Genomic DNA, 11692 nt, shown 5'->3' with positions numbered 1-11692 from the left:
CGCCCGCTCACGCGCGGGCGATACGCGGGCTTGCGCGCTTGCCGAGTTTCATCCACACGCCGTAGACGATGGCCGCCAGCGCGAGGCCCACGAACCATGCATACGTATAGAGCGTGTTGAACATCTCGGGCACGTTCGGAAAAGCCGCGGGAAACGCCGTGTGCAGAAAGCCCGGCAGATTCGGCAGCACGCCGGTCACCAGCGCGACCACCGCCGCGATATTCCAGCCACCCGTGTAGGAATATTCGCCGTTTTCGTCGAACAGTTCGTGATGATCGAGACGCGTGCCGCGAATCAGGAAGTAATCGACCATCATGATGCCGGCCACCGGCCCGAGCAGCGCCGAATAGCCGACGAGCCACGTGAAGATATAGCCCTGCGTGGTGGCGAGAATCTTCCACGGCATCATCACGATGGCGATCGTCGCGGTAATCATGCCGCCGGCCTTGTACGAGATGCCCTTCGGCCACAGGCTCGAAAAATCGTAAGCCGGGCCGACGAGATTCGCCGCGAGATTGCAGCACATCGTGTCAAGCGTCAGGATGATGAGCGCGATGCCGACGCCGACGCCCGTCATGCGGCTCGTCAGATCGATCGGGTCCCAGATCGCCTTGCCGTAGATCACGACAGTCGCCGAGGTGACCACCACCGAGATCACCGACAGCAATGCCATCGGCACCGGCAGGCCGATCGCCTGGCCGACCATCTGGTCGCGCTGCGTCCTTGCAAAGCGCGTGAAGTCGGGAATATTCAGCGCGAGCGTGGCCCAGAAACCGACCATCGCCGTGAGGCCAGGCCAGAACGTGACCCAGAAAAGACCCGCCTTCTTGCCGCCGGCGACGAACTGCGAAGGCGTCGAGAGCATCGAACCCGCGCCGCCCGCTTTCGATGTCGCCCACCACACCAGCGCGATGCACATCACGACCTTGATCGGTGCCGACCAGCTTTCAAGCCAGCGGATCGAATCGGTGCCGTTGACGATGAAGTAGATCTGCAACGCCCAGAACGCGAGAAAACACGCGGCCTGTCCGATCGAAATGTCGATGAACGGAAGCGGCGTGCCGTGCAGCGCATTGCCGGTGAGAATGTTGAGCAGCACATAGATCGCGCTGCCGCCGAGCCACGTCTGGATGCCATACCAGCCGCACGCGACGATCGCGCGCAGGAGCGCGGGCAGTTTCGCGCCCTGCGTGCCGAACGACGAGCGCACCAGCACCGCATACGGAATGCCGTGCTTCGCGCCGGCATGACCGATCAGCAGCATCGGCACCAGCACGATCAGGTTGCCGAGCAGCACCGTCGAGACGGCCTGCCATGGCGACATGCCCTGCTCCGTCAGGCCGGCCGCGAGCATGTATGACGCGATGTTCATCACCATGCCGACCCACAGCGCCGCGAAGTGATACCACTTCCACGTGCGCTGCGACTTGCCGGTTGGCGCGAGATCGTCGTTATAGAGCGAGCTGTTGCGTGCCGCCGGTTGCAGTAGCGAATCGCTGGTACCCACAGACTGGTTCATCAAAGACTCTCCCATTGTCGAAAAGCTGGCGCATCGTCATTCAGTGCGATGCGTCCAGCGCGCATGTCAACCATCAGACCGCTTGTGCGGATACAGGTGCCGGTGCTTCGGTTTCCTGCGTCGCGGCGTTGGCGTTCGCCGCGGAAGGATTGTTCGGATGCGTCGTCCAGTTCGAATACGCACCCGCGTCGACGCGCTCCATCGTGATGCACTGATCGACCGGACACACATGCATGCAAAGATTGCACCCGACGCATTGCGCGTCGACCACTTCGAAATGACGCACACCGTCTTTCTCGCGCAGGATGGCCTGATGCGCGGTGTCTTCGCACGCGATGTGACACAGGCCGCACTGGATGCACTTGTCCTGGTCGATGCGCGCCTTGATGTCGTAGCTCAGGTTCAGGAATTTCCAGTCCGTGACGTTCGGCACGGCACGTCCGCGAATCTCGTCGAGCGTCGCGTAGCCTTTTTCGTCCATCCAGTTCGAGAGGCCGTCCGCCATATCGGAGACGATCCGGAAGCCGTAGTGCATCGCGGCGGTGCATACCTGCACGCTGCCCGCGCCGAGCACCATGAACTCGGCCGCGTCGCGCCATGTCGTGATGCCGCCGATGCCCGAGATCGGCAGGCCCGGCGTTTCCGCGTCGCGTGCGATTTCCGCGACCATGTTCAGCGCGATCGGCTTGACCGCTGGACCGCAATAGCCGCCGTGCGTGCCCTTGCCGTCGACGGTCGGCATCGGCGCCATCGCGTCGAGATCGACGGCGACGATCGAGTTGATCGTGTTGATGAGCGACACGCCATCGGCGCCGCCCTTGTATGCGGCGCGCGAACCGAGACGGATGTCGGTGATGTTCGGCGTGAGCTTCACGAGACACGGCAGGCGCGAGCCTTCCTTCACCCAGCGCGTGACCATCTCGATGTATTCCGGCACCTGCCCCACCGCCGCGCCCATGCCGCGCTCGCTCATGCCATGCGGACAGCCGAAGTTCAGTTCGACCGCATCGGCGCCGGTGTCCTCGACGAGCGGCAGGATCCATTTCCAGTCGCGCTCGTTGCACGGCACCATCAGCGAGACGATCATCGCGCGATCGGGCCAGTCGCGCTTGACCTGCGCGATCTCGCGCAGGTTTTCGTCGAGCGGACGGTCGGTGATCAGTTCGATGTTGTTCAGGCCAGCGATGCGCTGACCGTTCCACTGCACCGCGCCATAGCGTGAACTCACGTTGACGACGTGCGGGTCGAGGCCCAGCGTCTTCCATACGACGCCGCCCCAGCCCGCCTCGAAGGCGCGATTGACGTTATAAGCCTTGTCGGTGGGCGGCGCCGAGGCCAGCCAGAAAGGATTCGGCGACGTGATGCCGGCGATGGTGCAACGAAGATCGGCCATATCTGGCTCCGTGGGGTGAAACGCTTTTTATCGCTGCGCGTAGCGTCGAGGCCCGCGCTTTCCGTACAACGTGCTGCGATGTTCCGCTTCGTCCCGCTACGCCGCGCGCTTCGCGGTGCGCGCGAACACGCGGTTAATCGAAGCCGCCGCGAGCTTGCCGTCCTGTACCGCATGGACGGTCAGATCGAGACCTGTGGCCGCACAGTCGCCGCCTGCCCAGACGTTCTCCAGCGACGTACGCCGTTCTTCATCGACGGCGATGCGCGTGCCATCCGTCGTCAGGATGTCAGCGTCGAGCCCGGTTGCGACGAGCGTCTGGCCGATGGCCTTCAGCACGACGTCGGCAGCGATCGTGAAGCGCTCGCCGGTGCCGGTAAGGCGTCCGCCCTCTTCACGCGCGCGCTCGAATTCGACGCCCGTGACCGTGCTGCCGTCGCCCAGCAAACGGACGGGTTGCGCGTACAGCACGATCGAGACGCCCTGCGTCTGCGCGAATTCCTGTTCGGCCCAGGTCGCGCCCATCGCCTCGACGCCGCGCCGATACACCATCGAAACGCTTTCGGCGCCGAGCTTGCGGCTTTGCACCGCGGCGTCGATCGCCGTGTTGCCGCCGCCGATCACCACCACGCGACGCCCGACCGGCAGCGTCGAAAGATCATCCGCCTGACGCAGGCGCGCGATGAAATCGACCGCGTTTTCCACGCCTTCGAGCGCCTCGCCTTCGATCCGCAACGCCTTCACGCCCGCGAGACCCACCGCGAGAAACACGGCGTCATGCTGCTGGCGAAGCGCATCCAGCGTCACGTCGCGACCCAGCGCGACACCCGTCTTCGGTTCGATGCCGCCCACCGACAGCAGCCAGTCGACTTCCCTTTGCGCGAATTCATCGACGGTCTTGTACGCGGCAATCCCATATTCGTTAAGACCGCCTGCTTTCGAATGCGCGTCGAACAGCGTCACGCGATGACCGTCGAGTGCCAGACGATGCGCACACGCAAGACCCGCCGGACCCGCACCGACGACCGCCGCATGCCGGCCGGTTTCCGCCGCGCGGGTGAACAGTTTGAGATCGCGCACCATCGCCCAGTCGGTTGCATGACGCTGCAACGCGCCGATCGCGACGGGCTCTGCATCCTGATGGTTGCGCACGCACGCGCCTTCGCACAGGATTTCGGTCGGGCATACGCGCGCGCACATGCCGCCTAAAGGATTCGCGGAGAGAATGTCGACCGCGGCGCCCTTAAGATTGCCGTTGCCGATCTTGCGGATAAAGCCGGGAATATCGATCTGCGTGGGACACGCGTTCACGCACGGTGCGTCGTAGCAGTAATGACAGCGGCTCGCGGCGATCGCCGCCGCGCCGGGTTCGAGCAGGGGCGCGACGTCGGTGAACTGACACGCGAGCTGGTCGGCCTGTAGCCGGCCCGCGGCGATATCGCCGGTTTCCTTCGTAGCCATGCGCGTTCCTTCGGCAAGAGAAACAACACGAACCCGCTGGCTTCGCCTTTAGCAAAGCCAGCGTCGAAATCTGGAAACAGCCTTTAAAGAGTGTCTGCTGCAGCGGTTCAGGCAGGGCCTATGAAGCAGGCTCGCACGCGCGCTCGAGCATCGCGTGCAGCAGCACGTTCGCGCCCGCTTCGATCCATTCGATCGTCGCGTCCTCGATCTCGTTGTGACTGATGCCGTCGACACACGGCACGAACACCATCGAGGTCGGCGCGACCTGCGACAGATAGCAGGCGTCATGGCCCGCGCCCGATACGATGTCGCGGTTCGGATAGCCGAAGCGTTCGGCGGCCGCGCGCACTGACTTCACGCAGGCTGCATCGAAGGCGACCGGCTTGTAGTAGAAAATCTGTTCGAGCTGCGTTTCAAGGCCGATTTCGCCCGCGATGCGCGCGACGCCCTCACGCAGTTCCGCATCCATCCGCGCCAGCACGGCGTCGTCCGGATGACGAAAATCGACGGTGAAAAACACGCGTCCGGGAATCACGTTGCGCGAGTTCGGATAGACCTGCATCATGCCGACCGTCGCGCAGCCAAAGGGCGCGTGATTCAGCCCAACGCGATTCACGAGATCCACCACGCGCGAGGCGCCGAGCAATGCATCGCGCCGGCGCGGCATCGGCGTCGGCCCCGCATGCGCCTCCTGCCCGGTCAACACGATCTCGTACCAGCGCTGGCCTTGCGCATCGGTCACGACGCCAATCGTCTTGTGCTCCGCTTCGAGAATCGGGCCCTGCTCGATATGCAGTTCGAACGCGGCGTGAACCGGCCTGCCGCCGCACGGCACGTCGCCCGCGTAGCCGATGCGTTTGAGTTCCTCGCCGATCGTCTTGCCGTCGACGTCCTTGCGCGAAAGCCCATAGTCGAGCGTGAAGACGCCCGCGAATACACCCGATGCAACCATGGCCGGCGCGAAACGCGAGCCTTCCTCGTTGGTCCAGATCACGACTTCGACCGGATGCTCGGTCTCGATGCCATGGTCGTTCAGGCTGCGGATCACTTCGAGGCCGCCAAGCACACCGTAGATGCCGTCAAAGCGGCCGCCCGTCGGCTGCGAATCCGCGTGCGAGCCTGTCATCACCGGCAGCGCCGACGGATTGCGTCCCGCGCGCCGCATGAACACGTTGCCCATCTGGTCGACGCTCACCGTGCAGCCCGCCTCCTTTGCCCAGCTCACGATCAGGTCGCGCCCTTCCCGGTCGAGATCCGTTAGCGCAAGACGGCAGACGCCGCCTTTAGGCGTTGCGCCGATCTTCGCCATCGTCATGAGGCTGTTCCAAAGACGCTGACCGTTCACCTTGATCGACACGTCGAGTCCTGTCTCCGTCACTGCGTTCATCAGTCTCTCTCCTCAGCGAATCGGGTCATTCAAAAGCGGGGTTGTGTACGCAAACGCGGTGCATCGGCGGCATGTCGTGGGGCATCGCGCCCGTCTGCGGTGCACCATCCGCACACCGTTGTTTACGTGTTTTCCCTGCTCGTCCAATCCTGTCCAGTTGGACAGGTTGTAGACGATTACCGGCTATATTTCAATGACTTCTCTCTGAGCGAAAAGCGTGCCATTGCGCTGCAACATGACGTAAGGCACGTCGTTCGCATGGGCACGGCACGCCGCATTCGCGTGCCGCATTGCGACTACAATGAGGCGCGACACGGCAAGCGCGCCAAACGAGGCCATGATGAAAAGCGACGATGCGCCGGCGATGACCGTCGAAAGCGAAGAAGCGGCAAAGCCAATGCGGCGGCGCAAGGCACACATCCGCAATACGAACGAGGCGCATCTGCTTGCCTGTGCCGAAGCCGTGTTTGCCGAACGCGGTCTTGAAGGCACGAGCACGGCGATGATCGCGGAACGCGCCGGCCTGCCTAAAGCGAACCTGCATTACTACTTCCCGACCAAGCTTGCGCTCTACCGGCGCGTGCTCGACGACATCTTCGAGGAGTGGTACCGCGCCGCCGATACGTTCGACAGCAGCGACGATCCGGTGGAAGCAATCGGCGGTTACGTGCGCGCGAAGATGGAACTGTCGCGACGTCGACCGCTGGCATCGAAGGTATGGGCAAATGAAATCATTCGCGGCGCGACGCACATGCAGGACATCCTGTCGGGTCGCGTGAAGCCCTGGATGGAAACGCGCGTCGTCGTGATCAACGACTGGATCGCGCGCGGGCTGCTTGCCCCCATCGATGCGCGCGCGTTCCTTTTCATGATCTGGGCGATGACCCAGCATTACGCGGATTTCGATGCGCAGATCGAAGCGCTGGCGGGCAAACGCGCGCTGTCAAGGAAGGCATTCGAAGAAGCGACCGAACAGGTCGTCGCGCTGGTGATTCGCGCCTGCGGCGCCAAAGGCGCGCACACGGAATAGAAAAAGGACCGTACCAGACGTGCGCGCCCGCATTGAAGCGAGCGCTTCATTCGCCCGCGAGCCGCGCCGCGCTGCGCCCCGGCCGGCGTCGGCCCATGGCGAAAACCCGGCAGGCACGCGCGTGGGGCACTATTGTTCCTCGTGCGCCCTCACGCTCTTGAAAGGAGGAAAGCATGACCACGACTTCCTGGGTTGTCGTCGCGGACGGCAATCGCGCCCGTATTTTCGAAACCAGCGGACTCAAGCTCGACCTGCGTGAAATCGAAGGCTTTGCCGACCCGCAGGCCCGCACGCGCGACCCCTCGTTGCGCAACGGCGAACCGGGCCAGAACGCGAAACCCGCCCAGAACAGCCCCGACGACACCGCGCGTGACCAGTTCGCCCGCATGCTCGTCGATTATCTGGATCAGGGGCGTCTGCAGCAGCGTTTCCAGCGGCTGCGCCTTGCGATCGAGCCCCGGTTTCTCGGTCTCGTGCGCCGTCACATGACCGATGAGACACGCAAGCTCGTCTTTGACGAGATATCCGGCGACATCTCCAAACTGGCCGCGAAGGACATCCAGCGGCACCTCGAACAGCACGGATAAACGACTGAGGGCGTCCGCGGGACGGGCGCCCCACTGCCTTTCCCGCCTTTAATGCGTATTTGCACCAGATTGACTCAAAGCGCGTCAACTTTCTGACTGCCTGACCGTTATAGTACGTATGGCTTTCAACGGGGCAGGCAATTGAGCAGTATCGGTTCAAATAAAGTGTCGGCACGCACCGATACGGTGCACCAGGGGAAACCGGGCTTCTTCGCCCCCTTCTCGCGCGCCCTCGGTCCGATCTGGATCGGGCGGCTGAAATCCCTTCCTCTGCGGCGCGTCGTCGTTCCCGCCCTTGCGCTGGCCGTCTGCGCCATCGTTCTGCTGGTCTTCCAGCATCTGTCGAAAACCGTCGACTATCACTCCGTCATCCGCGGCCTGCGCAATCTGCCGCCGCAGGCGCTCATCACGTCGCTCGCCGCGACCGCCGCCAGCTACGTCGTGCTCGTCGCCCGCGATGCGGTCGGGCTGCGCTCGATCGGCGCAAGCGTGTCGCGCCCGGTGCTGTGGATCGGCGCGACGGTTGCGTCGGCGCTCGGTAACGCCACCGGTTTTGGCGCGCTGACGGGCGGCGCCGTGCGCATCCGCATCTACGGCGCCGAAGGCATCAAGCCGGCACAGGTCGGCCGCATCACGCTGTTCACAAGCGTCACGCTCGGCCTCGCGCTCGTGCTGCTTTCGGGCCTCGGCATGCTGTACGCCGCCGGATCGATGAGCCGCATGACGCATCTTTCGCCCACGCCGCTGGTCTGCACCGGCCTCGTCATCGTCGCGCTCTTCGCGGTGCTGATCGCGGCGTGCCCGCCGGTTGCGCGTCAGATCCAGCTCGGCCCGCTCAAGCTCGACGTGCCCGCGCGCCGCGATTTCGTCGCGCAGCTCGCGCTCGCCGCCGCCGATGTCGCCGCCGCCAGTATCGCGCTGTGGGCGCTGCTGCCGCAGACGGACATCGGCTTTGTGCACTTCATCGCGATTTTCTCGGTGGCGATGCTGCTCGGCATGATCGGCCATACGCCCGGCGGTCTGGGCGTGTTCGAGGCGTCGATGGTATTCGCGCTCGGCGGCACCATGCCGACGCCCGCGATGGTCGCGGCGCTGCTCGCCTATCGCGTGATCTACTTCGGCGTGCCGCTGCTGCTGTCGTCGGCGCTCCTCGCCGGTTTCGAAGGTCGGGCGCTCAAGGCGCGCTTTACCTCGCGCAACTCGCAGCAGATCACGCAGCTTGCGCCGCTCTTTCTGAGCGTCGTCACGTTCGCGGTCGGCGGGATGCTGGTGATCTCCGGCGCGACGCCCGCGTTCGCGCGCCGCCTCGCGCTGCTTCAGACCGTGCTGCCGCTGTGGGTGCTCGAAGGCTCGCAGCTGCTCGCGAGCCTGCTCGGCGTGCTGCTGCTGTTCGTCGCGCGCGGGCTGCTGCGCCGGCTCGACGCCGCGTGGTGGCTCACGATGCTGCTCGCCGTCGCAAGCCTCGCGCTTTCGCTGACCAAGGGTCTCGCGTTTGGCGAGGCCGGCGTGCTGGGCGTGCTGATCGTGCTGCTCGCCACGACGCGCGGCCGCTTCAACCGTTCGTCGTCGCTCTTTGGCGAGCGCTTTACCGTGACCTGGCTGGTGTCGGTCGGGATCGTGATGATCGTCGCGGCGTGGGTGATGTTCTTCGCGTTTCGCGACGTGCAGTACAGCCGCGACCTCTGGTGGGATTTCGCGTTCGACGAACGCGCCCCGCGCGCGCTGCGCGCGACGCTCGGCGCGTGTCTCTTCGCGATGTTCATCGCGTTCTGGCAGCTGCTGCGGCCGGCTGCGGGACGCTTCGTGAAACCGCCCGCGCCCGACCTTGTCGACGCCGCGAAAATCGTCCGCGCGCAGGAGCGCAGCGACGCCGGCCTCGCGCTGATGGGCGACAAGAGTTTCCTGTTCTCGAAGTCGCGCGAGGCGTTCCTGATGTACGCGAAGCGCGGCCGCACGTGGGCCGCGCTGCACGATCCGGTCGGACCGCGCGAGGAATGGGTCGAGCTGATCGGCGAATTCATGGCGCTCGCGCATGCGCATGGCGGGCGCGCCGCATTCTACCAGGTGCGCGCCGACGCGCTGCCGCTCTATCTCGACGCCGGGCTTTCGCTGATGAAGCTTGGCGAGGAAGCGCGCATCGTGCTGAGCGACTTCGAACTCGCCGGCTCGCATCGCACGCACCTGCGCTATGCGTTGAAGCGCGGCGAGCGCGACGGCCTCGCCGTCGAGATGTACGAACCGCCGCACGTTCCCGATCTGCTGCCGACGCTGCGCGGTATTTCCGATGCGTGGCTCGACAGCCGTTCCGCGAAGGAAAAGAGCTTCTCGGTGGCCGCCTTCACCGACGACTACCTCGCCGCGCAATCCGTGATGCTGGTCCGCCAGCAGGGCACGCCGGTCGCGTTCGTCACGTTCATGACGACCGACCTGAATCTCGATGCGACCGTGGGCGTGATGCGCCACGCGCCGGATGCGTCGCCGTATGCGATGGAGTATCTGTTCACCAAGCTCGCGCTGCATCTGAAGCAGGAAAATTTCCGCAGCCTGAGCCTCGGCATGGCACCGCTGTCGGGCATGAACCCGACGCCGCTCGCTTCACCGTGGCACCGCATCGCCAGTCTGATGTGGCGTTTCGGTTGCCGCTTCTATAACTTCCGCGGTCTGCGGGGCTTCAAGAGCAAATTCCAGCCGACCTGGGAGCCGCGTTATCTCGCGGCGTCCGGTTCGGTTGGCGTCGTGCTGACCCTCGCCGACCTCTCACTTCTCGCCGAAGGCTGGCGTTCATGAAACTACTGAGTATCGCCGTGGCCCTGGGATTGTCCCCGGGCCTGTTTGCTGCCGCATCGTCCGATGCGCTTGCCGCGACTGCCCCTGCCACCCATACGGCCGCCGCGCCGGTCACCACCGTATCCGGCGGCCGTTTCGGCAACGTCACGGTCACGCATCCCGCGGGTGCGATGCGCGGCTTCGTCGTGCTGTTTTCGAAGGCCAGCGGCTGGCACACGAGTGACCAGCAGGCCGCCGACGCGCTCGCGAAAGACGGCGCGATGGTTGTCGGCGTCGACACGTCGCGCTACGTCGCGAGCGCCGCGCCGCAGCCGGAGACCTGTCACAACCTGGTGGGCGACGTCGAAAACATCAGCCACCAGTTGCAGCGCGAAGCGCAGTTGAGCCGCTACTTCCTGCCGGTCGTCGCGGGCACCGGCGAAGGCGGCACGCTTGCCACGCGGATGATCTCCACCGCGCCGTCGAATACGCTTTCCGGCGCGGCATCGGTCGATCCCGATGCGAAGCTCGACGCGCGCTTCAACCCCTGCCCGGCCGATCCGACGATCAGCCGCGGCAACGGCCTGCCAGGTTTCGTCGAAGTCGCGGCCACTACGACCGCCGCCGTCGACGCCCCCGCGCCCATCGGCGGCAAGCCGGTGCCGGTGCGGCGCCTCGCGGCGAACACGTCGACAGCCGACGCGATGGTCGCGCTCGTCACCCCGCATCTGCGTGTGCACGAGGCGGACGAGCAGGACGTGTCCGACCTGCCGCTGATCGAATTGCCCGCCGCCCATCCGACCGACATGCTTGCAATCGTGATTTCCGGCGATGGCGGCTGGCGCGATCTCGACAAGACGATTGCCGAAGCGCTGCAAAAGAAAAACGTTTCGGTGGTGGGCGTGGACGCGCTGCGCTACTTCTGGAGCACGAAGTCGCCGGAGCAGACGAGTCACGATCTCGCACGCATCATGGAGACGTACGGTGCGCGCTGGCATACCCGACACGTCGCGCTGATCGGCTATTCGTTCGGCGCGGACGTGATGCCGTTCGCGTACAACCGCCTGCCCGAATCGCTGCGCGCGAAGGTCTCGCAGATGGCGCTGCTCGGCTTCGCGCACGACGCCGACTTCCAGATCCGCGTGACCGGCTGGCTCGGCATGCCGGCCAGCAGCGAAGCACTGCCCGCGATGCCGGAAGTAGCGAAGGTGCCGCCCGCGATCGTGCAGTGCATCTACGGCGAGGACGAAGAGGACACGCTGTGCCCGGCGCTCGTCAAAACCGGCGCGAACGTCATACGGACGCCCGGCGGGCATCACTTCGGCCATGATTACAGCAGTCTCGCGGATACCATCCTCGAGAGCTGGCGCAAGCGGATCGCCGCGCGCGAATGTGCTGTGGGGAAGGCTTCGGCGAATGGCGTCGCAAACCCGGCGTGCGCCGCGACGAAACAGGGCGCGCTGTAAAGACATCGGGGCCGCATGCTTCACGCATGCGGCCCCGATGCTTGCCTGACGCTGTCTGACACGGCACGACGCAGCCGGTTAGAACC

The 11692-nt window shown here is 65.0% G+C and carries 8 protein-coding genes; 4 read left to right on the top strand and 4 right to left on the bottom strand.

Features of this window, described 5'->3' with window-relative positions; all coding sequences use genetic code 11:
- Positions 1 to 7 precede the first annotated feature (7 nt).
- The 4 genes from LPA37_RS00095 to LPA37_RS00080 form a co-directional block, all read right to left on the bottom strand.
- Positions 8 to 1519, bottom strand: a complete 1512-nt coding sequence (locus LPA37_RS00095; RefSeq protein WP_229010964.1) for an NCS1 family nucleobase:cation symporter-1 — start codon at positions 1517 to 1519, stop codon at positions 8 to 10.
- Between the two features lie 73 nt (positions 1520 to 1592).
- Positions 1593 to 2912, bottom strand: a complete 1320-nt coding sequence (gene preA / locus LPA37_RS00090; protein WP_229010962.1) for an NAD-dependent dihydropyrimidine dehydrogenase subunit PreA — start codon at positions 2910 to 2912, stop codon at positions 1593 to 1595.
- 96 nt (positions 2913 to 3008) lie between these two features.
- Complete coding sequence (locus LPA37_RS00085; protein WP_229010960.1) at positions 3009 to 4370, bottom strand: NAD(P)-dependent oxidoreductase; 1362 nt, start codon at positions 4368 to 4370, stop codon at positions 3009 to 3011.
- A gap of 118 nt (positions 4371 to 4488) precedes the next feature.
- Positions 4489 to 5757 (bottom strand): Zn-dependent hydrolase, encoded by a 1269-nt coding sequence (locus LPA37_RS00080; RefSeq protein ID WP_229010959.1) that lies wholly within the window; start codon positions 5755 to 5757, stop codon positions 4489 to 4491.
- A 340-nt stretch (positions 5758 to 6097) separates the two neighbouring features.
- Here LPA37_RS00080 and LPA37_RS00075 point away from each other — a divergent pair, with 340 nt between their 5' ends.
- The 4 genes from LPA37_RS00075 (at position 6098) to LPA37_RS00060 (ending at position 11606) form a co-directional block, all read left to right on the top strand.
- On the top strand, positions 6098 to 6787 hold the full coding sequence (locus tag LPA37_RS00075; protein WP_229011198.1) for a TetR/AcrR family transcriptional regulator: 690 nt from the start codon (positions 6098 to 6100) through the stop codon (positions 6785 to 6787).
- Between the two features lie 173 nt (positions 6788 to 6960).
- Positions 6961 to 7374 (top strand): host attachment protein, encoded by a 414-nt coding sequence (locus LPA37_RS00070; RefSeq protein ID WP_229010957.1) that lies wholly within the window; start codon positions 6961 to 6963, stop codon positions 7372 to 7374.
- Between the two features lie 240 nt (positions 7375 to 7614).
- Complete coding sequence (gene mprF, locus LPA37_RS00065) at positions 7615 to 10161, top strand: bifunctional lysylphosphatidylglycerol flippase/synthetase MprF (protein ID WP_229011196.1); 2547 nt, start codon at positions 7615 to 7617, stop codon at positions 10159 to 10161.
- Positions 10162 to 10184: 23 nt separating this feature from the next.
- A complete protein-coding gene (locus tag LPA37_RS00060; protein ID WP_407672468.1) occupies positions 10185 to 11606 on the top strand; it encodes a virulence factor family protein in 1422 nt (473 codons plus the stop codon).
- Positions 11607 to 11692: the final 86 nt, after the last annotated feature.

It is taken from the genome of Paraburkholderia gardini (assembly GCF_907164545.1).
GTDB lineage: Bacteria > Pseudomonadota > Gammaproteobacteria > Burkholderiales > Burkholderiaceae > Paraburkholderia > Paraburkholderia gardini.
The sequence above is the reverse complement of the archived record's forward strand: the minus strand, read 5'-3'. Positions and strand labels throughout refer to the sequence as shown.

Coding starts and splice junctions, on each gene's coding strand:
- LPA37_RS00085 (WP_229010960.1), bottom strand. CDS start 4,370: ATGGCTACGAAGGAAACCGGCGATATCGCCGCGGGCCGGCTACAGGCC.
- LPA37_RS00070 (WP_229010957.1), top strand. CDS start 6,961: ATGACCACGACTTCCTGGGTTGTCGTCGCGGACGGCAATCGCGCCCGT.
- LPA37_RS00080 (WP_229010959.1), bottom strand. CDS start 5,757: ATGAACGCAGTGACGGAGACAGGACTCGACGTGTCGATCAAGGTGAAC.
- LPA37_RS00075 (WP_229011198.1), top strand. CDS start 6,098: ATGAAAAGCGACGATGCGCCGGCGATGACCGTCGAAAGCGAAGAAGCG.
- preA (WP_229010962.1), bottom strand. CDS start 2,912: ATGGCCGATCTTCGTTGCACCATCGCCGGCATCACGTCGCCGAATCCT.
- LPA37_RS00095 (WP_229010964.1), bottom strand. CDS start 1,519: ATGAACCAGTCTGTGGGTACCAGCGATTCGCTACTGCAACCGGCGGCA.